Genomic DNA, 25,416 nt, shown 5'->3' with positions numbered 1-25,416 from the left:
GCTGGTCCGAAGGCTGCTTTTCCGATAGCCTCGTTTGCATGCGTTTCGACCTCACCGACCTTCGACTGTTTCTTGCCGTAGTGGATGCCGGCAGCATGACCCATGGCGCAGCGGATGCCGGGCTTTCCTTGCCGGCGGCAAGCGAACGCCTGCGTGACATGGAGGCGATCGGCAAGGTCAAGCTGCTCGAACGTGGCCGCCGCGGGGTGCGGCCGACGCCGGCCGGAGAAGCGCTGGCGCATCACGCCCAGCTGATCCTGCGGCAGATGGGGCGGATGCGCGGCGAGCTTGGTGAACACGCCGATGGCCTTCGAGCAACGATCCGGCTTGCGGCGAATACAGCCGCACTCACGGAGTTTCTGCCGCAGCGACTTGGCGCCTGGATGGCGGCACATCCGCGGATCGACGTCGATCTGAAGGAACGCCAAAGCATCGAGATTGCGCGAGCCGTCGCCGCCGACCTCGTGGAGATCGGCATTCTTTCGGACCAGGTCGATACGGGCGGCCTGCAACTGCGCCCCTTCGCGATCGACCGCCTCGTCGTCGTGATCCCGCGCGATCATGCACTGGCGGCAAGCAGGCATGTCGACTTTGCCGACATTGTCGACCAGCCGTTCGTCGGCCTGACGGATGGCGCATTGCAGGGCCACATCGACGTGCACGCGCGCCGATTGGGTCAGACGCTGAAGATCCGCACGCGCCTGCGCAGCTTCGAGGGCCTGTGTCACATGGTTTCGGCGGGTGTCGGCCTTGCCATCATGCCGGAGACGGCGGCGCGGCGCGGCAGCAGATCCGCCAAGACCGCGTTCGTGCGCCTTGCCGATGACTGGGCGACGCGGCGGCTGTCCGTCTGCGTGCGGGCGGAAAAGGAACTGAGCCCGCCGGCACGAGACCTGTTCGGACATCTGGGCTCGCGCGGTTCGCGTTGATCGCGGAACGTGCGCCGGCCTTTAATCGCAAAAATTGATTTTCCTTTGGAACTCTTCGCGCCTTTGGCGGTTGGGCTCCCATACGGATGTCGTTCGGCCCGATCCTTGCCGGGCCTACTGCGTGAGAAGGAGAGGGAGCATCATGCTTTTCCGAAGAGGACAGGAAACGCCCCGGAAGCCTCGGAAGCCCACCTTCTCTCGGACGGACCGCCCGCTCGTTTCCAAGAGCGAGACACCATGCCGGGCCTTTTCTGCTGGCCGCGAGGTATCGTCATGATCGGCAAATCGATGCCGGCCTATGTGATCGATCTCGCCTTTGTCGAGCGGATGCTGGAGATGGCGGAGCGGCGTATCGCCGAGCCGGCGTCGAGCCAATCTCTCCACCAAGAGATTGCCGACGAACTTGAGCGGACCGGAGGAGATCCGAAGATGGCGCGTATCCTGCTCGTCACCTTCACCAATTCTTACGCCGCGCACGTCACCAGCGGCGACCGTCTGCGAAAGCTGAGAATTGAAGCGGAATGGGGTTCTTTCTTGCGCCGAAGGTGGCTTTGAGGCTCGCTTCCAGCGCGCTCACGGGCCAGGCGCCGGCCCGAAGCTCGGCAGCCGAAGCTAGCAGAGCAACAGGAATACAGGCATCAGGGCGACCAGATAGGCGAGACCGTCGGCGGTCAGGCGATCGCGAAGGTTCGGCGCAGCGAAGGAGTTGCCCGATAGGCGCCCATTATTGTTCATTTTTTTGTTCTTCCTTGGTCGTTGTTGTCGAGCCCGCCGGGAGGAGGGGCCGGGCCCGTCGCATATGGGAGACAGGTCGGTCGGGATCAATGAAGGGCGCCAGGCAAAGCAGGCCCCCACGCGAAATTCCGACATCGACCGGTTGTCGATCTTCCAACGCGGTGCTTGACGAGCCGGGTGTTAGCAGGGTTTGGACCCGATGCAATGCGTTGCCGGTCACGTCCTTGCACGTTTGCGTGAGCTGCCGCTGCCAAGCCGTCCGAACCGCGCGCCCGAACGCCAACTCGCAAGCGGGCGCTCAACCGCCCGCTTGGCCACTCGTTGTAGCTTGAGATTTGAAGTCCGGGAAATGCGGTGCAATAGAGTCCGCGCGTTCACCGAGGGGGAGGGGCTTATGGATCGGCCGGAACCGCGCATCCTTCGCGCGACGGCGGCGGACGTGGAGGAGCTTGGTTAGGTCGGACCAGCGGCCTATGCCGCAGAATATGCGTATCTCTGGGACGACAGCGCTGCCCTGGCGCGTCAACTGGCGACGTTCAGTTCGGACGCATTCTCGAAGCTGCTCGAACGTCCGGAGGCGCGCGTCTGGGTGGCGCAGATGGATGAGGCAATTGTCGGCTTCCTCACGATGATTATTGGGGCCGTCGATCCGATCCGGTCAAAGCCCGGCGGCACTGAGATCCCTCGAATCTATCTCCTGCGGGCCGCTAAGGGGCTGGCCATTGGCCGTAAACTCGTGGAATGCGCCATCACCCAGGCGAAGCAGGAAGGCAGCCGTTATGTCTGGCTGGACGTGATGGCGTCGGCAGAACAGGCACGACGTGCGTATCTCAAATGGGGCTTTGTCGAACTGGGCGCGACGCGTTTCGCGAAACCCGTGAAAGCAGACCTTGCCGGGACGATCGTCTTAGCCAAGCAACTCGATTGAACGCCGTGCGAGGCGCGACCAGCTTCTGTCCGTCACACCATTCGTGAGGGCGGATTGTTTCAAGGCTCGGCGCGACGCGACTGGCGGCCTCGTCGTGGCATCCCCTCAGGCGCTGAACTCCGCCACCGCCGGCTCATGCGCTTGTTCGCACCCCAAGTCCTCTTGCGCTCGCTGATAGGCCACGGAAATGGCCGCGAACTTGATCGCCTGCCAGCGAACATAGTCGTTGAGCAGGGTTTCGGAGACGAACAGGTCGCCTCGATTGCCGGGAAGGCTCCAGACGAGGAGCCCGTCCGATTTGGCCCGGGCAAATACCCGCAATACGTGGCCGCGCGACAGGGTGTGTCTGTTCGAGACCTCGCCTGCGGCGAGCGCTCCGAGGCAAACCGGCCGATCAAACACCTCAAGGCCGCTCGGGACCCGGCCGATGAGTTCGTGCAGGATATTGCTTCCCGTTTCCGTTCGCACGAACAGATCCACGCTCGCCGGCGGCTGCGCCCAACCCGGATCGAATACGAGGGATCGAACGGCCAGCGGGTGGATCCGTCCAAGCAGGCGCTGGTCGCCCTCGAACCTGGACGCGCGATCACCGCCATCGAGCCGATCGAGGGCGACCAGATGGCTCGCCAGCCATTGGCCGATCATGCTTTCGCCGTAGGCGCTCAACCGCAATGGTCTTATGCGTTTGTCCCTGCTTTCCTGCGGGACAAGCAATCCATAGGCAACCATTTCCGCCAGATGGGCCGTAAGCGTGTTCTTGCTGAAGGGGAGCTTTGGCGCGAAGAATTCGATGAGTGAGCCCGCCGTTAGTGGCGAACGCGTTTCATCCCGTTTGCGTTCAAAATGCAGCGCGATGATCGCCTGCGTGATCAGCCACTTCTGCATGCTGGCGACATAGCGCACCACCCTCGGAGCGACATCGTGCATGGCGAGCAGCTCTCTTGCCGCATCGCGCAGGACGGCCAAGAAAGCCGACCCCTCAAGTGGCGTTATGGGACTGAAAGCGTCTTGCGATCCTAAAGGCATGATTGTGTCTGTCGCACCACGGCTGATGGCATCCCCGGCATTACTACCCATCCACTGTTGCATCACCATGTCACGCCGTCACCTGTGTGACTCAATTTTGGGTGCACTCACCCACAATTTGCTTCTTGTGTTGATCCTGTTCCGCCGCTCTCGCTATGAGTGGCCAGCTTCTGGGGGAAACACCATGAAATCAATTCTTTGTCGTCTACACGCAGGTTGAGCCAACAGCTTGCCGAGGCCGACCGTCGCTGTGGCCGAAGCTTGATGTAGCCGACTGACCGAACGGTCCATCCAGGGTCCATGCACGTCGCGCAAGGCGCGCCATGGCCACGGCGTTCTGCGCCGTTTTTTTGCCCCTGCAACAACGCCCCTTAGGCAAAATCGAATGCTCAAAAGCCTGCCGCTCACCCCCGTGTTTTCTTCTTTCGCGTTCCCAAAGACGTTCCTGAGAACGTTGCAACCGTGCTTGCGCATGCTCCAGGCGTCGCGGATACTGCCTGGTTGGATACGCGCCGGATCATGTGGGATACGAAGCTGCAGCGGCAGTGCCTTGCGGCCCAGCATTGAGGCGGATCTGGACCGGGCCTACCGTCTCGACAACGGCGCGGTGTTGACCACACGCTTTGGTGGCATAGCCGTCTTTGCCGCACTCGCAAACAACGGTACGGCAGGAACGGTCAGCGCGGGTCTGAACCTCTCCAACGACCTCCACTGGGATTTCGCTTCTTCATTGCTCTACGGAATCGAAAGCGATGCGCGAAGGCAGGTGCTCATGCGCGCTTCTGATTTTGATGCTTGATGGCCTCAGCCCTCTCGGCTCGTCCAGTCGAAATACGGCATATGCCGTATTTTGTTGTCCAGGCGGACATGGGAAGCCTGCGGCCTGCGAAGGGCGCGTTCCCAGGAACTCATTATCAGCCCGAATGTTCGAAAAGACCGGCGCACGCCCTGGCAGAGCCCAAGCAGGCTTCACGGCCCGATTGTTACTTACGAAGTAACGCCCAGAATTTCCAAAAAAGGACACGAGAATAGAGATAGCCATGGAACAGTTAATCGATAGGAGGGAGTTCTCCGCTGGCTGGAAGACGGCCGATGCACTGTTTCGAAATCCTGAGTTCCCGGCCGTCGACCGGCAGCTTGCCGCTCATCTCATCAAGATTCATCGGCAGACGCCGCGCCTGGCTCGTCTCCAGGCTTCTCATCGCAAGTGGTTCATGACGCAGTCCATGTACGCGCTTTGTATGCAACGGGCGACAGGCTGCGACGTCGTCGGGCTGCATGCGAGCCGTTTCATCGAAACCGTAACTTCCATCGGCGTCGCGAGCCGCAACACGGCCGATGCTTTTCTCAAGGAACTGCTGGCCTACAAGATGCTGCAGGAGATCCCCTCGCGTCATGACAAGCGGATCCGCAACCTTGACACGACGCCTGCCAGCGACGCGGCGATGCAGGGCTGGTTCATGGGCCACATGAACGGATTGGACCGTCTGGACGGCGGTGGGCGTGTCGCGGCCTGCACAAAGGACCCACTGCTATTCCGCTTGGCGCAGCCGCGCGCCGCGGCGGCACTGATTGCCAACTCCGTGTGGCGTCATCCGCCCGACAGTATAGGGCATTTTCTGTCGTCGGAGTTCGGCGGCATGATCATCCACGAATTCATCTTCGAGATCGCGGATTTTACGGCCGTGGGGGACAGGGTGACCGTCGGCCCCGTCAACGTCCATTCGCTCGCGGTACAGTACGGAATTTCCGCCACCAACATCAAGCGGATGTTCAAGCGGGCGCAGCAGCAGGAGTGCCTGGGCTGGGAAGGTTCCCGCGGGCGGAAGGTCCTCTGGCTTTCCAGGCAGTTTCTCGACGACTATCTCTGGTGGCAGGCCCAGAAATTCGCAGCACTCGACGAGGCCTTTCATGCCGCCGTGGCGATGGTTCGGCGCGGCGAGAAAAATGCTCCCAGATTTGGCCCTTGAACATCGCGGGCGCATCTTCGTATGCCCGCTAGGGTTCTTTCAATCGTATGGGAGCCGTGTCGCGGAGTTAGATCGATGGGTTCGGTGGATGAAGGGCTTTTCCGCAAGGAAGCGCTGGAAAGGAACTTCTCGCCCGAGCGGTTGGAAGAGGCGGTGCGCATCAACACCGCGGCGAGCCGTGTCGGGCTTCTCGCCATGCTCCTGCTTTGCCTGCTGTTTGCGGCCTGGAGTTTCGTTGGCCGTATAGCGACCCGGGTCGAGGGCGAGGGCGTTCTGCTTCCGGTGCCGGGCAAGGCCTTGCTGGAAATGCAGCTCTATCTGCCGCCAGCGAGCGGCAAACGGGTACGACCGGGCATGCCCGTCAACATCGAGATCGCCGGTCTGCCGCGCGAGCGTTGGGGAACGCTTGCTGGCAGGGTCGTGTCGATCTCGGATTTACCAGTGAGTCACGAGAGCATGCTCGCCACGTTGGGGGACGATGGCCTGGCGTCACGCTTTTCGGCAAAGGCCATGCCCTTCGTTGCGGTCGTCGAGCTTTCAACCGATCCGCAACGGCCCGGCGCTTATGTCTGGCGTGGCGGCGAAGGCGCACAGACACAGCTGGGGCGGGGCGCGGTCGGCACTGGCAAGGTAACGATCGAGGAACGGGCGCCTGTCGATTTCCTGTTGCCTTTCCTGCGTACCCGGCCGGGGGCCTGACATGCGCCGTTTCTTGCCGGTTCTGCGGCGATCGGTTCCAACCATCCTGCAGATCGAGCATGCCGAATGCGGCGTCGCGTGCCTTGCGATGGTGCTCGCCTGGCACGGTCGCCATGTTGGCCTCGACGAGTTGCGCATACGCGCCGGCGTTTCCCGCGATGGCACCAAGGCGAGCAATCTGCTGCGCGCCGCCCGCTGGGCAGGCCTTGAGGCCCGCGGCCTTCGTCAAGAGCCCGAGGAACTGCGTAATATCGAAGGCCCCGCCATCCTCCACTGGCAGTTCAAGCACTTCGTCGTTCTGGAGCGCGTTTCTGGCGGCTTTGCGACCATTGTCGATCCGGCCGACGGCCGCCGGGCGGTGTCGATGCAGGAGCTCGCGGGAAGCTTCACCGGCGTCGTTCTGACTTTTCGAAAAGGCGAAGCGTTTCGACCGAGTGGAAAGAGACTATCTTCGCTCTCTTCGCTCCGCGAACGGTTGGCTGGCCCCGGGATGCGCTCGGCACTTTTCGCCGTCCTTGCCGCTTCGCTCATCCTCGTCGTGCCAGGCATGGTGCTGCCGGTTCTTTCCCGCAGCTTCATCGACGATATTCTCGTCGATAGGCAGAAGGATTGGCTTCTGCCGTTCTGCCTGTTGCTTTTCGGAGTCATCCTATTTCAGGCGGGGCTGACGATGTTCCAGCAACTGCTGCTGATGAAGCTGGAAACGCGGCTCGCCTTCGTACCGACGGCGCGGCAGCTCCGGCATATGCTGCGGCTGCCCGTCGCGTTTTACACGCAGCGCGATGCCGGCGAGCTCGCCAGCCGGCTCGATGCCAATGAACGGCTCGCGAACCTTCTCTCCGGCGAGCTCGCAACGCACGTCTTCAACCTCGCGAGCATCCTGACCTATGCCGCGGTGATGCTGGTGTTCGATCCCATCCTCGCGGTGCTGCTCATCGGCTTGCAGGGCCTATATCTGCTGCTGCTGCGCGAGGCCATCCACCGTCAGCAGATAAACGCCCGCCAGCAAGTCGCCGCGGCGGGCAAGCTCGTGGCCGCCACCATCGGCCCCATCCGCAGTCTCGAAACGGTGAAGGCCTCGGGTCTCGAAAACGAAGCGTTCCGGCGCTGGGCCGGCCATCAGGCACGGCTTCTCGGGTTGCGCAGCGACGAGGCCCATATCGACGTTCTCCTGGCCGCCGCCCCGGCGCTGATGCAGGCGCTGGCCGGGGCGATCGTTCTCGGAGTGGGTGGGCTGCGCGTCATGGATGGGGCAACGACGCTCGGTACGGTGATCGCCTTCCAGGCCCTGGCCATCAGTTTTTCCGCACCGATCGGCGGTCTGCTCGCCCTCACGGGCCAGATCCAGCAGGTCCAGGCCGACCTGGAGCGGGCCGACGACGTCATGCGTGCGCCCCTCCTCACGCCGCCGGCCGGCGGCGTCCTGCCGAAGGACGGTGTGCTTGAGGCAAGGGATCTCAGCTTCGGTTACAGTCCACTCGATCCGCCATTGATCGAAGGGTTTTCGCTGGTTCTCAGACCAGCGGCCAGAATCGCTATCGTCGGCGGCTCGGGCAGCGGAAAAAGCACGGTGGGTCGTCTGCTCGCCGGACTGCTTGAGCCGGGAGGCGGGTCGCTCAAGCTGGGTGGTGTTGACCTCATTGCCGTCGCCACGAACCAGCGGGCTGCGTTATGCGGCTATGTCGATCAGGACATCTTTCTGTTCGAAGGAACGGTGCACGACAATCTGACGCTCTGGGATAGGGGCGTGTCGGAAAATACGATCACGCGGGCGCTGGCCGACGCGGCTATGCTTGACGATGTATTGGCCCGCGACGGGGCGCTCTTCGCGCCGATCGACGAGAACGGCGGCAACTTCAGCGGCGGGCAGCGCCAGCGCCTCGAAATCGCCCGGGCGCTTGCCGCCAACCCACAGGTCCTCATTCTCGACGAGGCGACCTCGGCGCTGGATACGGCAACCGAGAGGAAGATCGTCGAGAGCCTGCGACAAAGAGGGTGTGCCTGCCTCATCATCGCCCATCGCATCGCCACCATCCGTGATTGCGACGAGATCATCGTCATGCGGGCCGGGCGGATTGTCGAGCGCGGCAGCAACGCCGAACTGCTTGCGCTCCAAGGCGAATATTTCAGCCTCGTGCAGGAGTCTGCGCCATGACGGGACCTCTCCAGCCGATTGCGTATGACGAAGAGCGCAGCAATTCGGGCCTGATGCAGGTTTTCGGCGAACCTCCCGGCAACGACGGCAGCGGCGCCCCTGGCGCGGGCACACCGCTTGTCGAAGCGATAGCAATGGCCTTGCAGGCAGCCGGGCATCCGGTGTCTGCAGAAGCGTTGTGCGATCTCAATGCGCAGGCCTCAGAGGATGACGCTCCAGCCTTGCTGACCCGCGCCGGCGTCGCCTTCCGCCCGGTGGAACTTGCGGCGGACTGGTGGCGTCATGATGGCTTGCCCATGCTGGCGGAACTGGAGGACGGTACGCCTGTGGCGTTGGTTCCGGGGGCGCAGGGCGGCTGGCGCATTGTCATGCACGGTAAATCCATACGGGCCACGGCGCGTGCCGCCGCGCAAGTACGCTCACGGGCGATCCAGATCTATCCGCTCTTGCCCCGCGCCCCGGCAACGCTTGGCGGCCTGTTGCGCTTCGGTCTTCGCGGGGCGGGCATGGACGTCGCGCGCATGGCTATCATGGCCGCTCTCGCCAACCTCTCGGCGATCGCGTTGCCCATCGCGGCCATTCTGCTGGTGGAGCATGTGATCCCCTCCGGCGATCGGGCTGCTCTCCTGCAAATCCTTATCGGCCTCGTCGCGATCGCCTTCGGACAGACGGCATTCGATCTGGTGCGCGCCTTTGCGATGGCGCGAATAGAAACGCGCCTGGACGCGACCTTGCAGGCCGCGGTCTTCCATCGACTGCTGCGCCTTCCCGCGCATTTCTTCAAGGGATTTACGACCGGCGATCTGGCCGAACGCGTTCTCAGCCTGCAGGAGGCGCGGCAGATGGTGACGGGGAGCATGCTCTCCGGTCTCTTCGGCATACTTGGCATTCTGACCAGTGCCGCCGTCTTGTTCCTGACCGATTGGCGGCTCGCCTTGGTTGGTGTTTCGGCCGCCGCGCTGCTTGCGTTCGTTTCGGCCGTTGTCTCTTGGCGACAACTTCTCGAAGAGCGCCATCAGATTGAGGCCCGAGGGGAAGTGCAGGGCTTCGTGCTGCAGCTGCTGTTCGGCATCGTCAGGCTGCGCGGGGCCAATGCCGAGGAGCGTGCGCTGACGCGCTGGGGCTCAAAGAGCGCCCGGCAGCGCCAGGCTTTCATGCAAGCGAGGCTTTACCGCGCGTGGCAGAGCGTGCTGCAGGTTTCGATGCCCTGGCTCTGCCTGTTGTTGATCTACGCATCGGTGGGGTGGCTGGGTAATCTCGATGAAACGCAGCCGCTCCATGCGCTCGCAGCTCCGACCGACGGTGACAACAGCGGAACCTTGAGCATTGCCGTCTTCGCAGCTTTTGCGACGGCGTTCGGCCAGTTGACGGCTGCCTTGCGTGCGTCGATCGGGGCCGTCTCAGGGCTGGTGGCGGTTGTCCCGCTCGTGCAGCGCACCCGCCCGGTGCTGGATGCTCAACCCGAGCAGGAAACGCTCCGTAACGCTCCGCTTCATCCGGACCTCCAGGGAAATGTCGTCTTCCGCAATGTTCACTTCCGCTACTTCGCGGACGGTCCGCCAGTCCTGGAGGACGTCAGCTTCGAGGTCGCCGCCGGGGAATTCGTCGCGATCGTTGGACCATCCGGCAGCGGCAAGTCTACACTGCTGCGACTGATGCTCGGGTTCGAAACGCTGGAAAGCGGTGAAATTCTCTTCGACGGCATACCAGTGGACGCGTTGGAGCCCAGTTTCATCCGCCGCCACATGGGTGTGGTGCTCCAGAACAGCATGCTTTTTGCAGGTTCGATCTACGACAATATCGCCGGCGCTTCGGGCTGCGGACCGGAGGCGGTTCTCGAAGCCTCGATTCTTGCCGGCCTGGAACAAGACATCGCGGCCATGCCGATGGGGCTGCACACCATCCTGGCAGATGGTGGCAACACCCTCTCGGGCGGACAGCGCCAGCGCATTCTGGTGGCCCGCGCGCTCATCGGTCGGCCCAAAATTCTCCTGCTCGACGAGGCGACCAGCGCGCTCGACAACCGCACCCAGGCAGCGGTGTCGGAGAGGCTGGCCGAGCTGAACACAACACGGATCGTCATTGCCCATCGTCTGTCGACGATCCGCAAGGCCGATCGCATCATCGTGCTCGATCGGGGCAGGGTCGTTCAGGTGGGTCCCTTCGACGCGCTAGCACGCGCTGGCGGCTGCTTTGCAAGACTTGCAGCCGTGGACATGCTGGGCGGCCGGTGAAAGTCCAAATCTGGGAGTTTCACCGAAAATTCTTGAAACGGGGCCGGGAGGATTTTACCTCATCTGCCTAGAGGAAAAGCAGAATTTGCAGGGTCTGAACCCGTTTGACGGCGATCACCGGCGAGAATGAATCTCGCGTGATCGGCGGAGGGAAAACTGTGCGCTTTTTCTCCGGCCTTTGCGCCTCACGACAACCCGCCGTTCGACCCTTGCGGCGATCGGCATGCAACCAACCGCCCTGCAGGACAGGGCTGAAAGGAAAACAAATGAGCGATAACAAGAAGGACCAAGTGGTCAAGACAACTGTCAACGACGAGCTGCCCGATGCTGCACTCGACATGGTTTCGGGGGGCTATCCGGTACGTTCGAGCCTGAAGCCGTCGGGCAAGGGTTCGGTCTTCGGCCGCTGATCGACCGCCCGGCCTTTCCTTAAGGCCGCAAGGCGAATCGGCCGGTATCCGCAACGGAAATGCGGATACCGGTTTTGAGAGAGATGGTAACTGCAATGTTTGCCGCGAGGAACCGGTCGTTCACGATCGAAAGACGAGACACGATCGCAGGTCGCGAGGCCGAGCGGATGACCTTTCCCGCCTATCGGCGGCTGCTATCCGGCGCACCGGGCCACGACATCTTCGTCGCGACGCAAGGGGCCGAGCTATGTGGGTTGGCACTTTGGCGCCAGAGTGAGGACGGCGGCCAACGGCTTCTGTCGCTCTTCACGGCGCATGATTGGCGCGGAGAGGGCGTGGCACGCAGCCTGCTCGCCCATGCGCAGGAAACCTACCGGCTTGCCGGGATTGGAGGACTGACGGCCTTCTGGTCCGATACGCTGCCTGGCGCCGAGCCGTTCTCGCGGCTCATCCAATCGCTTGGCTGGAGCGCGCCGGCGCTCGATTGTGTCCGCGTTTCAGCCAATGCCGCGCAGACGAAAGTCTGGTCCGATAGCCGCCGAATGGAGCGCATGACCACCCGCCCGGGTATGGTATTCCGCGCGTTCGACGCCGTCGGCGCCGCCGAGCGGGCACAGATCCAAAGTGGCCTTCAAGCTGAAGGCGTTCCCGTTCAATGGCGCCCTTTCGAACCCTATGATGATATCAACCAGCAGCTGTCGCTGCTGATGTACCGCAATGCCAACCTTGACGGCTGGATCGTGGTGCAGGACAGCGGTCCCAGCGAAGTTTGGTTGTGCAGCCTTTACAACAGAGGGCTTTCGACCAGCGCCGGTGCTTTGATGCCGCTGCTCGTGGAAGTCTGTGCCAGGCACCACGCCACCTTCGGACCGACCGGTCGGTGGCGCTACAATACCGGGCCAGAGCATCCGGGGATGGCCGCATTCCTTTCGCGCTATGCCAGCGAATTTGCTGATTTCTACGATCGGCACCTTTACTCCACCTTTGCCTCGAACGGCGGGCGCAGCGCTACGATCTGATCGGCCAGCGCCAAAATGTCCTGCCTGTGCGAGGCGATGACGACGGCGATGGCGGTCGTGCGGGCGTTGGCAAGGATTTGGGCGGCGTGCTCGCGGTCGAGGCTGGAGAGCGTTTCATCCAGGAACAGGATTTTTGGCTGGGCGGCGAAGCATCGGGCGATGGCGATCCGTGCGCCAAATGCGCGTGGCACAGCGCCTTCAATCATCAATGTCATGTAACCCATCGGCAGCGTCATGATCTCGTCGTGCACGCAGGCAGCTCGCGCGGCCGCCTCGATCGTCTCAGGCGATACGTCGGCAAGTCCTGCGCCGATGACGGCGGAGATCGTCCCCGGCTCATCGCCCTCGTCCTGCATCACGCAGGCAACGGACATTCGCCATGCCTGCAGGCGACCGTGGTCGAGAGCCTCGCCATTCACCAGCAATTGACCCGCTTGAGGCGTTTCAAGCCCCATCAGCAGATGCATGAGGCTGGATTTGCCGATGCCGGACGGACCCGCCAATGCCAGAACCTTGCCCGGAGCCAAGGTAAACGACACCGGATGAAACAGAGCCGCACCCGTTCCGTGGGCGTGGCTGATTGCTGACGCCTCTAGGCGGATGAATGGCAGGGGCTCGCCGTCGCTTGCGCCGCTTTCCGGGCGGAAAACCGTGGCCCTTGTCATTCTCAGGCGAACTGCGGCACGCCCGAAGGATATCGTGGCCGTGCTGAGCGCTAGCGCGAAAAGGGCGGTAACGGAGGCAGTACCCGCCGGCGCCAGAGTGTAGCCCGCAAGCGGCGGCAGCGTCAGGCCGACAAGATCGATGCTGCGTGCCGTGTCGTCGAACTGCGATTGGCGATTCAAGCGCCGTATCTGATCAGAAACGAAGTTCCGTCCGATCTGCAGGCGGCTCTCCAACGCGCCGTATCCGATGGCCCATGGCATGTATTTGAGCTGACCGGCCCGTCGCGACGCCGCCTCAGATCGCTCCCGCAAGCGTCCGGCCTGCGCCGCTCCCAGCCCCTCGCAGATCGAGGCAGCGATGGCGAGCGCCATTGCAATGCCCAAAGTTACGGCAGCGCCGGGCAACCCCATCGTCAGGAAGAGAGCAAGCAGGGCAGCAAATACCACGGGGACGCGGGCGGCGATCTCCATGCGCGCCGCGAAACAGATCAACGCGGCATGGTTGCGACGGCCCTCCCGCCGGTCTGAATGGGCGCGCCGCTTACCGGAAGAGGTGAGCAGCCCGTCCCAGGAGCGATGGCGGATGGCCATGCGCGCGTCCCGCAGTCCCCGCAATGCCGCGATCTGGCCGGCATGGGCCAGGAGCAGAAGTCCGACGGCAAGGAGCACGGCAGCGATCGGACCGGCCCGTTTCGCGGTATCCGCCGTCTGCCAGACCCACAGCGCACAGCCGGGTGCAAGCCAGCCCGCATGCATGAACGCGACTGATGCCGGCGGGCGAAGCCGGGGAGCTTGCCCCTTCTCAGCGAAGGCATAGAGCGCCCGGTCATCGCGCGTTGTCCCCGCCAATTGGCGATAGGCAGTTGTGCCCGGTCGAACGATGCGCTCATCCTCGACCGTCTCCCCGCTCAAAACCGGGCCGATATCCTCGCCGCGCCAATGATTCGCCATCGGACGGATGCGCCTTCGCCAATAGCGCCCGCTCATGATGGGACCATCTCGGAGCCTAGAACTAGACGATGAATGGTGAGGCCTGCCGGCAGGGGACGCAGCGACGAGACGAGCAGTGTCAGTCCAGACCGACGCAGGCGCATAAGGATGCGCTCGGCTAGTTCTGGCTCAATGGAATCCAGCAGGCCGTCGACGACGAGAAGCGCCGGGCGGGCAAGCAGGGCGCGGGCGAGGCGCAGCCGCGCCCTCTGGCCGCCGCTCAGTTGCGGCGCGCCGGCCGAGAGATAGAGATCAAGCCCGCCGCGCGGCGAAAGCGTTGCGGTCAATTCCACGAGGTCGAGCACGCGGTCCTTGTCTGCGTCGCTACCGGCCGAAAGGAAGCCCCGTACACTGCCGCGCGGCATCGGCTCTTCGCCGTCGAGAAGGATGACGCCGGGGCGTGGGCCCGAGCATCGTTCACCGAACACAAGGACCTCGCCCTCGGATGGCGCAAACAGTCCGGTACTCAGGCGACAGAACACACTGTGACCGCTGCCTGATGGCCCCTCCACGGCGAGCATGTCGCCGACGGGTACTTGCAAATTGACGGGTCCGAATACGGTCTCTGCCCGTTGAAAAGGTGCCCAGGAGACGTTGAGATACTCCAGGGCGATGGATTGTTCTGGACCGCGAACGGACGATGGTGCAACCGGGGTCGCAGGTGGCCGTGGGACAGCGGGTTCAGGCGGAGGTACGTCCGCGAGGCGGGCATGGGCGGCTTCTGTTGTATGCCCGCTCGCCAGGCTTTCAATGAGACGGATACTCAGGAAGGCTGCCATAAGCCCGCACCAAAACAGGGCGATGAGCCCTTCGCCGTTGCCGTAGGTGGCGGGAACGAGGCTGGCCACGACGCCTGCGAAGAAAAGGACAGTACGGCGCTGGCTCTCTTCGACCGCCATGACGAGCCGCTTGTCGCCTGCCGCTGCCAACCCTGACAGGCGGATGAACATCGTTTGCGGGCCGGTCCCAAGGCGCCAGCGCGCACGGGGCTCGAACAGCATCGCCGGCAGCGGTCCGGGCTCGGCTTCCAGGTCGCTTCTTGCGCCTGGCGATCTTTCACGCAGGGTGGATGCGTTGACGAACAGCAGCACGGTGGTGAACAAGACGACGCTTTGGGCAAGGCCGGCCAGACCGGCGACGAACGGCGGCAGAAGCATGCTCGCGACCAGGGCCGGCAGAAAAATTGCGCTGCGCTGGGGACGTGGATCGGCGATCGTAGCGATTGCCGAAAGCATCGCATCTAGCCTGTAGCGCCCCGAAAGAAGCATGTCTGCGGCCGGCCAGCGCCGCACCTGCTGCTCCAACCTAACGGCCTGCGCCTCTGCCCGGCTTCGCGCGGCAAGGCGCGTTCGGCGCATCGCAAGGGCGTCGCCCGCAAGCAGAAGCAGGATCGCGAGGAGCGCGAGACCGACCTCGGCGGCGGCGAGAAAATGGGGGGTGGCGACGACACCAGCGGCAATCAGTATCGCGGGAAGACTGCAAGCCGCACGAAGGGTCTCCTTCGACGGCCACGCCGAGCGTCTTGCGCCGGAAGCCGGTTCTGCTGGCGCAAGCGTGAGAACGATGCCCGTGAACTGGCGCGAAAACTCACGCATCTCGACATGAACGATGCCTTCCGCCGGATCGTTGAGCCGCACTCCGGTCTGAGAGACCGCTTCGAGCACGGCAAAATGGAGGAAACGCAGGTGCACAAGGACCGGAAGCGATAGCGAAGAGAGACCGTCTAGATCGACCCGGCGCGCGATCGCGCAAAAACCCTCTTCCCGCGCCGTTTCGCGCAGTTGTCGCAGCGTCGAACCGGCCAGTGGCGAGGAGATGCGCCGTCGAAGCGTATCGAGCGGGATATCCCGGCCGTGATGCGCCATGAGTGTCGCAAGGGCAACCACGCCGCATTCGGCCGCCATGCCCTGCAAATGCAGCGGAGTGGCGATGCGTCTCATCCGGAGCATCCTGATGTGGCGCCCGCACGGCCTTTGAAGATACCGCCAGATTTGGTTGAAACCCATGCTTGACTCTTTTTGCCGGCGGGCGCATCGGCGAATAGCAATCCCACGGTGTGGATAGACACAGCAACGTGGGCGCGATCAACTCATTTAAGGTCCAATTTTGTGGGCAATGACGCACATAACTCTGGCGCTGCGGAACTCTACCGTAAGGAAGCGCTGGATCGCCTGGCAGAAGGCGAGCCGTTGGACGAGACCGTTGCCGTGCGCGGCAGCATTTGGGCGCCGCTTGGTGTCGGCCTGACCTTCATTTTCGCGAGCCTCATGCTCTGGATGTGAGATGCCGACCCGCGAGCTCAAAGGTCGTATGAGGTCAGGCGATGGGTGAGGTGGCGATCGCCGTTTTTTTTCAGGCGTGCTGGTCGCGCGATACTGCCTCGCTGCCTTGGCGATTTTCGCGTCGGATCGCCAGTTTCCGCACCAGGACGTAGAACACCGGTGTCAGCACAAGGCCGAACACAGTGACGCCAAGCATGCCCGCGAAGACGGCGATACCCATGACGTGACGCATCTCGGCGCCGGCGCCCGTCGCAATCACCAGCGGAACGACGCCGGCGATAAAGGCGAGTGACGTCATCAGGATTGGTCTCAGCCGAAGACGGGCCGCCTCGAGCACGGCGGACAGCGGATCGGCGCCTTCGTCCTCCTTCGCTCGCGCAAACTCGACGATCAGGATCGCATTCTTGGCCGCGAGCCCCACGAGAACGACGAAGCCGATCTGCGTGAAGATGTTGTTGTCGCCGCCGGTAAGCCAGACACCTGTGATCGCGGAAAGCAGCGCCATCGGCGCGATCAGCAAAACGGCGAAGGGCAACGACCAGCTGTTGTACTGGGCGGCGAGAATGAGAAACGCCAGCAGGACCGACAGGGGGAAGATATACATCGCCGTGTTTCCGGCCTGCTTCTCCTGATAGGCGAGCTCTGTCCATTCGAAGGTCATGCCGGGTGGCAGCGTCTCCGCGGCGATCCGTTCGATGGCCGCGGTCGCCTGTCCGAAGGAATAACCGGGCGCCGGTCCGCCGCTGATATCGGCCGACGGGAAGCTGTTGTAATGCATGACGCGATCTGGCCCCGAACTGTGCTTGACCGTCAGCAGCGCTGACAGCGGGATCATTGCACCCGCCGCGTTGCGCACCTTCAACCGGCCAATATCTTCCGGCTGCATTCGGAATGGCGCGTCCGCCTGAACCACCACGCGATAGGTCCGGCCGAAACGGTTGAAATCGTTGGCGTAGAGCGAACCGAGGTTGACCTGCAGCGCTTCGAAGATGGTGTTGAGCGGCACCCCTTGAGACTTGGCTTTCACCCGATCGATATCCACCTGCACCTGTGGCGCATTCACCTGAAAGCTTGCGAGCATGCCGGCAAGCTCCGGTGTCTGCATCGCCTTGCCCACGATCGCGCCCTGTGCTTCGGCAAGCGCCTCGAAACCGAGCCCGGCCCGATCCTCGACCTGAATCTTGAAGCCACCGGTCGTGCCGAGGCCCGGAACGGGGGGCGGTGGGAAGATGCCGGCGAAGCCGTCCGGTATCTGGCTGAACTTGCCCATCAGGCGTCCTGCGATCGCGAATGCGGACAGGGAGGGATCCTTGCGTTCGTCGAACGGCTTCAGCATAGTGAAGATGACGGCGGCATTGGGAATGTTGACCATGCCGTTGACCGAAAGCCCCGGGAAGGCGACGACGCTTTCCACGCCTGGTTCGGTGAGCGCGATCTCCGACATTTTCTTGACGACCGCCTCGGTCCGGTCGAGCGAAGCGCCTGTCGGCAATTGGGCGATGCCGACGAGGTAGTATTTGTCCTGCGCCGGCACAAAACCGGCCGGCACGGTCTGGAAGCCCAGCCATGTCACGGCGACCAGGCCGGCGTAGACGAGTAGGACGAGCGCGCTGAGCCTGACGGCACGGCGGACGGACCAGACATAGGCATCCGAAGCGCGTTTGAAGAACCGGTTGAAAAGCCGGAAGAACCAGCCGAACAGGCCGTCGATCACCCGGGTCAAGAGATCGCGCTTCACCTCGCCGTGGTGTGGCTTCAGAAGTACGCCTGCAAGTGCCGGGGAAAGCGTGAGGGAATTGACAGCAGACAGGATCGTCGAGATGGCGATCGTGAGCGCGAACTGGCGATAGAACTCGCCTTGCAGGCCGGACAGGAAGGCGGACGGAATGAACACGGCCGAGAGCACGGACGTGATGGCTATGATCGGTCCGGTCACCTCGTCCATCGCCTTGCGCGCCGCTTCCTTCGGCGTTTCGCCAAGCGCGATGTGACGCTCAACGTTTTCGACGACGACGATGGCGTCATCGACCACGATCCCGATCGACAGCACCAGGCCGAAGAGCGAGAGCGTGTTGAGCGAAAAGCCGAACATGTACATCAGCGCAAAGGTGCCGACCAACGAGATCGGCACGGCAACCAGCGGGATGATCGACGCTCGCCAGGTCTGAAGAAAGAGCACGACCACGATGACGACCAGAACGATCGCTTCGAGCAGGGTCATCACCACGGCCTCCAAAGAGGCCTTCACGAAGACGGTGGGGTCGTAGGCGATGCGATACTCGATGCCCTCTGGAAAGCCTTTCTGCAGGTCTTCCATGGTGGCGCGAATGGCGCTTGCCACGTCGAGTGCGTTGGCGCCGGGGCTCTGGATAATCTGCAGCGCCAGCGCCGGCTTGCCGTCAAGAAGACTGCGCAGCGCGTAGGAGTCCGCGCCCAGTTCGATACGGGCAATGTCGCGCAGCCGTGTGACCTGGCCATCGGCGCCGGTCTTGACGACGATCGCGCCGAACTGCTCCTCGTTGGATAGCCTGCCGAGCGCGTTGATCGTGACCTGCAGCGCTGCCGAGGCGTCCGGTTGCTGGCCGACGGAGCCGGCGGCCACCTGGGCGTTCTGTTCCTGGATTGCCGCGACCACATCGGAGGCGGTCAATCCGCGCGCTGCGACCTTGGCCGGGTCGAGCCAGACCCGCATGGAGTATTCGCCGGCGCCCCAGACAAGCACATCCCCCACACCGGACAGGCGCGCGAGCTGGTCGCGAACCTGCAGCGTGGCAAAGTTCGACAGATAGAGCGGATCGTAGCGGTCGTCGGGGGAGACGAGATGCACGACCATCAGGATGTCCGGCGAGGTCTTCTGCGTCACGACGCCGATGCGCTGAACTTCCTGTGGTAGGCGCGGAAGCGCGCGGGAGACGCGGTTTTGAACCTGAATCTGCGCCATATCGGGGTCGGTGCCCTGCTGAAAGGTCACCGTCAGCGTCATGCGTCCGTCGGTTGCAGCCTGCGAGCTCATGTAGAGCATATTCTCGACGCCGTTGATCACCTGCTCCAGCGGGGCGGCAACCGTTTCGGCGATCACTTCGGGGCTCGCGCCCGGATAGCTTGCGGTGACCTGCACGGTCGGCGGCGTCACCTGGGGATATTCGCTGAGCGGCAGCTTCAGGAGGGTCAGGCCACCGCCGATCAGCATCAGCACCGAAAGAACGACCGCGAAGATGGGGCGGTCGACGAAAAAGCGTGGAATGTTCATCGACGCGCCTCCTGCGAAGCGGCCGCTGCCACATCACCTTCGGCCGCCTCGCCCGACACCATCGATACCGCCTGCGGGTCCACCTCCATACCGGGTCGCACGAGGCCCTTGAGAATGATCTTTTCACCCGGCTTGAGACCGCTTGAGACCACACGCAAGCCGTCGATCATCGGCCCCAGCTCGATCGGCCGGTATTCAGCCTTGTTCTCAGGCCCAAGGGCCAGCACGTAGCGGCGCCCCTGATCGGTACCGATCGCCTGATCGTCGATCAGAACGGTGCGGGCGGGCTCGGCTGTCACCAGGTTCACCCGTGCAAAAAGGCCGGGCGCGAGCAGTCCGTCCGGGTTCGCGACGATCGCGCGGGCCCGGATCGTGCCGGTGCTGCGTTCGACCTGGTTGCTGATGAAATCGAGAACGCCGGCATGGGGGAAACCGGTATCCGTCATGACGCCAATCCCGACGGGCAGCGTCTCGGTGGCGCCTTCTCCCTTGTCAGGCCGCGCTCGCCCGACAAAATCGAGGAACGTCGCCTCGTCTATGTCGAAGTAGACATAGAGCGGGTCCGTCGAAACGATGGTGGTCAGGAGCGTGGCGGCGCCGGCATTGCCCCCTGAAACCAGGTTGCCCTCGGCCACCCGCACGCGATCGACCCGCCCGCCGATCGGAGCCGCGACGCGGGTGAAGGAGAGATCGAGCTCGGCCGCAGCCACTGCCGCCTTGGCAATTTCGACCTCGGCCTGCCGTTGGCGCTGTACGGCTTCGGCGTCGTCATAGGTCTTGCGCGAAACGGTTCCGTTCGGAACCAGGGTTTTGGCGCGCTGGAACGCGATGTCGGCGTGATCGAGCAGAACGACCGCCTGTTTCATCCGCGCCGTGGCGGCGTCCAGGGTGACCTGGAACGGTCGCGGATCTATCTGGAACAGGACCTGTCCTGCTTTCACGAGCGCGCCTTCGGGAACACTGACGCGGTCGACGGCGCCGCCGACGCGCGGACGCAATTCAACGGATTTTGCCGCCTCGAAGTGCCCCGTGAACTCCATGGCTGGCGCGACCTCACGCGTGACGACCTCGGCGACCGGGACCTTGGGCATGGGCGCACCCGTGGTTCCGGTCGCCGCGACTGCCTCGGACGCACTGGTCGAGGAGGCAAGCGCAAGAAGGCGTTTGGCGAAGGTTCCCGCTCCATCGTCGTTGACAAGGGCAAGCCCTCCAACGGCTGCGATACCGGCTAGAAACAGGGCGGCGGCCTTTTTACGCATTCTCGTTCACCTTCATTTGTTCACGTGTCCGGCCGGAGTGGCCACGGCAGCGATCAGTTCTTCGCGAAGGTGCGGTTTCCAACGATGGAAAGGTCAAGGCCTCCAGAAATTTCTTTCGCTTACCCTGATGCGAATGATCAGGATCTGCCGGAAAGAGATTGGAAAATCTGGATTTTCGTCTTGTGTGTTCTCCTCGGCCGGCATTCCGATGGGGGAGCCGCCGCGCACGATTGAGCCGTGCTCTCCGCTGGGCACGACGCCACTCTCATTGGTGTGGTCGCGCCGAAAGTCCGGCCAGGCGATCGGTGCAGGTTCGCCGTCGCATTCAGAGCCTACGGCATCCGAACCCCAAAGCGTCGGCCGTAATCCGACACCCCTTGACCTTACCAGCGCTGGAAGCCGCAGCCTGCGGGCATTTCCGCTTGCCTCCGTCAGAAGCCGGCCGGCGAGCGGATCCGAACTCTCATGAGGAAACATTTGATATGACCGTCAAACGCATAGACATACGATCGGCGCGGACAAACCTTGAGGTGCATGCCGACCAGACCATTCTCGACGCCGCGCTCGCGGCCAAGCTTCCTTACCCCCATGGCTGCAGGTCCGGGCGGTGCGGCGCTTGCAAGTCTCGGCTGATCGAAGGCGAGGTGGAGCTGCTCCAGCATTCGCCCTTCGCTCTCACAGATGAGGAGAAAGCCGGCGGCCTTATCCTCGCCTGTCGGGCGCTTCCCGTAACGGACACTGCCGTGGCATGGCTTGGAAACGGCGAAGAAGATGCGCCTCAGTCGCCCCAACTGCTAAACGGCATCGTGACGCATCTGGAGGACCTCACGCACGACATCAAGCTGGTGCGCATCGATGCCGTGGGTGGGGCGAGTTCGCGCTTCGTCGCGGGGCAATATGCCGATGTCCGCTTTGAAGGGGTCCCGGCCCGCAGCTATTCCATGGCCAATCGACACGGCGATGGCGGTGTGGAGTTCCACATTCGTCATGTCGTCGGCGGCGCGACCTCGCAACATGTGCACGGCGCTCTGAAGGCAGGCGACAGGGTGGCGCTGGAATACCCGATGGGATCGTCGTATCTGCGGGAGAACCATTCCGGTCCGATCCTCTGCATCGCCGGCGGCTCCGGTCTAGCACCGATCAAGTCGATCGTCGAAACGGCCCTTGCCCACGGCATGAAGCAGCCGATCCATCTCTACTTCGGCGCACGCAGCGAGCGCGATCTCTATCTCGTCGATCATTTCCGCGCGCTCGCCGAGTGGCACGCCAATCTCGTCTTCCAGGCGGTTTTGTCGGAGGCGGATTCGGCGCACTACCGCCGTGGGTTTGTGACAGAGGCCGTGGCCGAGGATCTGTCTGACCTCGACGGATGGAAAGCCTATGTCGCCGGCCCACCGCCGATGGTGGATGCGGCGATGGAGGTCGCCTTTGCGCGTGGCCTGAACCGCTCGGACATGCATGCCGACGTGTTTTTCACGCCCGAACCGGCGGAATAGCCGCTGTCGGACGTGAAAACTGGCGGAGCGGCTGCTTAACTCGCGATGCGGAAGCAGCCTGGCGGAAGCTCAGCGAAACTGCGCGCCCGCCATCTCCTCCAACTGCGGCCTTCTGATTCTGACCTTGTCGACGTTGCGGCCATCCAGGGCGACGACTTCATAGGTCAGGCCACCGAAGCTGACGCTTTCACCCTGATTCGGCAGATGCCCCAGGCGCCAGAGAACGAGGCCCGCCAGCGTGGAGTAGCGGTCGGCCTCATCCACGAGGTCGACGTCCAGCAGCTTTGAGACATGGCGGATATCGATCCATCCGTCGACGAGCAGCGCGCCGTCTTCCTCGTGCTCGACCGTCAACTGGTCGTCATCATCGTCGGCAAAGTCGCCGGCGATGGCTTCGAGCAGGTCGGTCGGCGTCACCAGGCCTTCCATCGAGCCATACTCGTCGAGCACGATCGCAACCTGAAGGGGCGACTGTCGCAACTGCTCGAGCAGGCGCAGGGCGCTCACGGTTTCATGCACGACCAGTGGCTGGCGAAGCGAGCGGCTGAAGTCGATTTTGCCGGTTTCGAGCAGGTCTCTCAGAAGGTCTTTTGCGAGCGCGACGCCCAGGAACTCGTCGAGATTGCCGCGTCCGATCGGGAAGCGCGAATGGCCTGTTTCGATGATCTTGCGACGCAGCTCGTCATCGCTCTCCTCGATATCCAGCCACTCGACATCGAGCCTCGGGGTCATGACCGACTTCGCCGGGCGCTCAGCAAGTGTCAGCACGCCTTCGATCATCTCGTGCTCGACCGGCGTGAACAACTCGTCCTCGGTCGCCCGCTCCGCGATGACATCGGCCGTTTCGCCGAGCGACGTTTCGCTCTTGCGTCGGCCGAGGAGCGAAAGAACGGCATTCGCGGTGCGCTCGCGCAAGTCACCCGTTGTCATGAACCGCTCGCGATTGCGGCGGCCGATCTGGTTGAAGGCCTCGATCAGCACCGAGAAGCCGATCGCCGCATAGAGGTAGCCCTTGGGGATATGGAAACCGAAGCCTTCGACGATCAAGGAGAAGCCGATCATCATCAGGAAGCCGAGGCAGAGGATGACAACGGTCGGGTGCTTCGACACGAAGGCCATCAGCGGCTTGGACGCAAGCAGCATCACGCCGACGGCGACGATAACTGCGATCATCATCACGGAAAGATGCTGCACCATGCCGACGGCGGTGATGACGCTGTCCAGCGAGAAGACCGCATCGAGGACGACGATCTGCACGAGGACCTGCCAGAAGACGGCGTGCTCCACCTTGCCTTCCTTGTGACCGGCATGGCCCTCGAGGCGCTCGTGCAGCTCCATTGTTCCCTTGAACAGAAGGAACAGGCCGCCGAACAGAAGGATCAGGTCACGCCCGGAGATCTCGGCGCCGAGCACCGTGAACAGCGGCGTGGTCAGCGTCACGATCCATGCGATCGAGGCAAGCAGGACGAGACGCATGCCCAGCGCCAGTCCGAGACCGATCAGTCGGGCTCTTTCCCGTTGATGCTCTGGAAGCTTGTCCGCGAGGATGGCGATAAAGACGAGGTTGTCGATACCGAGCACGATCTCGAGAACGATGAGGGTGGCGAGACCCGCCCAGGCGGCCGGATCAGACATCCATTCGAACATCATTGGGTTTAAAGGCCAGCCCTCAAGGCAAGGCCAATCCTTCTATTGTTAAGGGGAAAAGAAAATGCGTCGCCCGCCCGTCTGGCAGACGGCTGCGAGCGCAACGGAAGTGACTGCGAAACCGCTTCAGCGGCGCCGCGATTGTGGGGTCTGATAAAGGTTGGTCAGGGTCGGCGTCGTCAGGCATGCCGCGTGGTCCGCCTTGTCGGACAGGCCAGGTAAGGCGCTGCAAACAGCAAGCCGAACGCGGCCCATCCTGCGCGACCGGAGAGGTGGCGGGTCGTCGTGACCGGATGGGGGACAGGCAATGGGCTCGGTGCAGCTGGGATCATGAGAAGAGGATGGCTTTGGTCGGAGGCTGGCTTCCGGGGGAGGGGGATGATCCCCGGAAGCCAAAAGCGGCGTCAAATATCTTCGTCGCCGCCGAAATCCATGTCGTCGGCGGGCGCTTCCGGCTCCGGGGCCGGGGCGGCGGGTTGAGCGGCCTGGGCCTCGTTACCGCCGAACATGCCCGCGATGGCGTTGCCGAGCAGGACGCCACCGGCAACGCCCATCGCAGTCTGAGCGGCGCCCGCGAGTAAGCCGCCGCCGGCGCGCTGTTGCATCGGCTGGCCGTAAGCCTGGCTCTGGTTGCCCCATGGCGAGCTCGGCGCGGCATGGCCATACCCGGCCTGTTGCGGCGCCGGGCGCGGAGGGGCAGCATTGCTGCCGAACATCGAGGCGAAGAAGCCGCCGCGCTGCTGGCTCTGTGTGCCGTGCGCTTCCAGTTCTTCAATGCGGCGTTGAGCCGCTTCCAGCGCCTGCTCCTGCACGACGATCGTCTGCGCCATGTAATAGGGCGCGCCCGGCTGCTGGCCGATCCGCTCCTGAATGAAGCGGTCCGCTTGGGCGTCGCGCGGAGCGGATTGGCGCTCCGCCTGGGCAAGCTTGGAGAACAGGCCGTCAATGGCCTGCTGATCATTGCGATCCATGAGATATGTCCTTGATATCGGCGACAGTTATTCTTCGCGCTGGCCGGTGAAATTCAGCAGCAGCTGGAAGATGTTGACGAAGTTCAGGTAGAGCGAGAGGGCGCCGAAGACCGCCAGCTTCTGCTGGGATTCCTGGTCGAAGTTGTCGGCATACTGCTCCTTGATGTTCTGTGTGTCCCAGGCGGTCAGACCGACGAAAACGACAATGCCGATCACCGAGACGGCAAACTGAAGAGCGCTGGAGCCGAGGAAGATGTTGACGATCGAAGCGATCATCACGCCGATCAGGCCCATGATCATGAACGAACCGAACTTCGCAAGGTCCCGTTTCGTCACGTAGCCGTAGAGGCTCGTCGCGCCGAACATCGTGGCGGCGATGAAGAAGGTGCGGGCGATGCTGGCGCCGGTGAAGACCAGGAACACCGAGGCGAGCGACAGACCCATGACGGCGCAGAAAGCCCAGAAGGTCATCTGCGCCGAAGATGCCGACATCGAGTGCATCTTGAACGAGAAGAAAAAGACGAAGGCGAGGGGCGCCAGCATCACCACCCACTTCAGCGGGGTGGAGAAGATCGGCACGTAAAGCGCCGGCGTTGTGCCGACGATGAAGGCGACGAGGCCCGTCACCACGAGGCCGAGGCCCATATAGTTGAACACGCGCAGCATGTGCTGGCGAAGGCCCTCGTCGAGGGCGGCGGCCGAAGCCTGGCTCATACCGCCGAAGCGGTTCTGATTCTGATACATGAAGGTT

General features: G+C 63.2%; 22 protein-coding genes. 12 read left to right on the top strand and 10 right to left on the bottom strand.

What is annotated here, in order from left to right; all coding sequences use genetic code 11:
* Positions 1-38 precede the first annotated feature (38 nt).
* Together IB267_RS23920 and IB267_RS23915 are read left to right on the top strand one after the other, a co-directional pair.
* The gene (locus tag IB267_RS23920) at positions 39-929 is read left to right on the top strand and encodes a LysR family transcriptional regulator (protein WP_192449885.1); all 891 of its coding nucleotides are present in this window, start codon (positions 39-41) and stop codon (positions 927-929) included.
* 273 nt (positions 930-1,202) lie between these two features.
* Positions 1,203-1,484, top strand: coding sequence for a hypothetical protein (locus tag IB267_RS23915; protein WP_043616973.1), 282 nt, complete (start codon positions 1,203-1,205; stop codon positions 1,482-1,484).
* 57 nt (positions 1,485-1,541) lie between these two features.
* Here the strand turns inward: IB267_RS23915 and IB267_RS33790 are convergent, their stop codons facing one another.
* Positions 1,542-1,664, bottom strand: a complete 123-nt coding sequence (locus IB267_RS33790) for a hypothetical protein (protein WP_256364282.1) — start codon at positions 1,662-1,664, stop codon at positions 1,542-1,544.
* Between the two features lie 514 nt (positions 1,665-2,178).
* On the opposite strand from IB267_RS33790, the gene IB267_RS23910 reads away from it, so the two are divergent.
* Positions 2,179-2,592 carry a GNAT family N-acetyltransferase gene (locus tag IB267_RS23910; protein WP_192450042.1) on the top strand — a complete coding sequence of 138 codons (414 nt, stop codon included), beginning with the start codon at positions 2,179-2,181 and terminating at the stop codon, positions 2,590-2,592.
* A gap of 105 nt (positions 2,593-2,697) precedes the next feature.
* Here IB267_RS23910 and IB267_RS23905 read toward each other — a convergent pair whose 3' ends face one another.
* Entirely contained in the window at positions 2,698-3,558 is an 861-nt protein-coding gene (locus IB267_RS23905; RefSeq protein ID WP_192449884.1) for a hypothetical protein, read from the bottom strand.
* Positions 3,559-4,003: 445 nt separating this feature from the next.
* Between IB267_RS23905 and IB267_RS23900 the strand changes: the two genes are divergently transcribed.
* The 7 genes from IB267_RS23900 (at position 4,004) to IB267_RS23870 (ending at position 12,105) form a co-directional block, all read left to right on the top strand.
* Entirely contained in the window at positions 4,004-4,417 is a 414-nt protein-coding gene (locus IB267_RS23900; protein WP_192449883.1) for a hypothetical protein, read from the top strand.
* Positions 4,418-4,658: 241 nt separating this feature from the next.
* Positions 4,659-5,588, top strand: a complete 930-nt coding sequence (locus IB267_RS23895) for a hypothetical protein (RefSeq protein ID WP_246810798.1) — start codon at positions 4,659-4,661, stop codon at positions 5,586-5,588.
* A 75-nt stretch (positions 5,589-5,663) separates the two neighbouring features.
* Complete coding sequence (locus tag IB267_RS23890) at positions 5,664-6,287, top strand: hypothetical protein (protein ID WP_192449882.1); 624 nt, start codon at positions 5,664-5,666, stop codon at positions 6,285-6,287.
* A 1-nt stretch (position 6,288) separates the two neighbouring features.
* Entirely contained in the window at positions 6,289-8,442 is a 2,154-nt protein-coding gene (locus tag IB267_RS23885) for a cysteine peptidase family C39 domain-containing protein (protein WP_192449881.1), read from the top strand.
* Positions 8,439-10,676: an NHLP bacteriocin export ABC transporter permease/ATPase subunit gene (locus tag IB267_RS23880; RefSeq protein WP_192449880.1), complete on the top strand. Its 2,238-nt coding sequence runs from the start codon at positions 8,439-8,441 to the stop codon at positions 10,674-10,676. Before IB267_RS23885 ends, IB267_RS23880 begins: the two co-directional genes overlap by 4 nt.
* A gap of 266 nt (positions 10,677-10,942) precedes the next feature.
* A complete protein-coding gene (locus IB267_RS23875) occupies positions 10,943-11,086 on the top strand; it encodes a hypothetical protein (protein WP_192449879.1) in 144 nt (47 codons plus the stop codon).
* Positions 11,087-11,253: 167 nt separating this feature from the next.
* Positions 11,254-12,105, top strand: a complete 852-nt coding sequence (locus IB267_RS23870; protein WP_192449878.1) for a GNAT family N-acetyltransferase — start codon at positions 11,254-11,256, stop codon at positions 12,103-12,105.
* Here the strand turns inward: IB267_RS23870 and IB267_RS23865 are convergent.
* Complete coding sequence (locus IB267_RS23865; protein ID WP_192449877.1) at positions 12,060-13,241, bottom strand: ATP-binding cassette domain-containing protein; 1,182 nt, start codon at positions 13,239-13,241, stop codon at positions 12,060-12,062. The two genes, IB267_RS23870 and IB267_RS23865, sit on opposite strands and share 46 nt — an antisense overlap.
* Positions 13,242-13,753: 512 nt before the next feature.
* On the bottom strand, positions 13,754-15,700 hold the full coding sequence (locus IB267_RS23860) for a cysteine peptidase family C39 domain-containing protein (RefSeq protein ID WP_192449876.1): 1,947 nt from the start codon (positions 15,698-15,700) through the stop codon (positions 13,754-13,756).
* 168 nt (positions 15,701-15,868) lie between these two features.
* Between IB267_RS23860 and IB267_RS23855 the strand changes: the two genes are divergently transcribed.
* A complete protein-coding gene (locus IB267_RS23855) occupies positions 15,869-16,042 on the top strand; it encodes a hypothetical protein (RefSeq protein ID WP_192449875.1) in 174 nt (57 codons plus the stop codon).
* A 70-nt stretch (positions 16,043-16,112) separates the two neighbouring features.
* On the opposite strand, the gene IB267_RS23850 is transcribed toward IB267_RS23855, so the two are convergent.
* The 3 genes from IB267_RS23850 to IB267_RS34020 form a co-directional block, all read right to left on the bottom strand.
* On the bottom strand, positions 16,113-19,292 hold the full coding sequence (locus tag IB267_RS23850; protein WP_192449874.1) for an efflux RND transporter permease subunit: 3,180 nt from the start codon (positions 19,290-19,292) through the stop codon (positions 16,113-16,115).
* The gene (locus tag IB267_RS23845; RefSeq protein WP_192449873.1) at positions 19,289-20,551 is read right to left on the bottom strand and encodes an efflux RND transporter periplasmic adaptor subunit; all 1,263 of its coding nucleotides are present in this window, start codon (positions 20,549-20,551) and stop codon (positions 19,289-19,291) included. The genes IB267_RS23850 and IB267_RS23845 overlap by 4 nt, the downstream gene beginning before the upstream one ends.
* Before the next feature lie 431 nt (positions 20,552-20,982).
* A complete protein-coding gene (locus IB267_RS34020) occupies positions 20,983-21,213 on the bottom strand; it encodes a hypothetical protein (RefSeq protein ID WP_371742631.1) in 231 nt (76 codons plus the stop codon).
* Here IB267_RS34020 and IB267_RS23840 point away from each other — a divergent pair.
* Positions 21,100-22,047, top strand: a complete 948-nt coding sequence (locus IB267_RS23840) for a 2Fe-2S iron-sulfur cluster-binding protein (protein WP_371742629.1) — start codon at positions 21,100-21,102, stop codon at positions 22,045-22,047. The genes IB267_RS34020 and IB267_RS23840 overlap by 114 nt on opposite strands.
* Before the next feature lie 69 nt (positions 22,048-22,116).
* Here the strand turns inward: IB267_RS23840 and IB267_RS23835 are convergent, their stop codons facing one another.
* From IB267_RS23835 to IB267_RS23825, 3 genes are all read right to left on the bottom strand, one after another.
* Entirely contained in the window at positions 22,117-23,697 is a 1,581-nt protein-coding gene (locus tag IB267_RS23835) for a TerC family protein (protein ID WP_192449871.1), read from the bottom strand.
* Between the two features lie 401 nt (positions 23,698-24,098).
* Positions 24,099-24,665 (bottom strand): DUF2076 domain-containing protein, encoded by a 567-nt coding sequence (locus tag IB267_RS23830; protein ID WP_192449870.1) that lies wholly within the window; start codon positions 24,663-24,665, stop codon positions 24,099-24,101.
* Between the two features lie 27 nt (positions 24,666-24,692).
* Positions 24,693-25,409 carry a Bax inhibitor-1/YccA family protein gene (locus IB267_RS23825; protein WP_034790478.1) on the bottom strand — a complete coding sequence of 239 codons (717 nt, stop codon included), beginning with the start codon at positions 25,407-25,409 and terminating at the stop codon, positions 24,693-24,695.
* Positions 25,410-25,416: the final 7 nt, after the last annotated feature.

Origin of the sequence: Ensifer sp. ENS09, from assembly GCF_014852425.1 — a bacterium.
Taxonomy (GTDB): Bacteria; Pseudomonadota; Alphaproteobacteria; order Rhizobiales; family Rhizobiaceae; genus Ensifer.
Note: the sequence above shows the minus strand (reverse complement) of the source record. Positions and strands in the feature narration are given on the sequence as shown.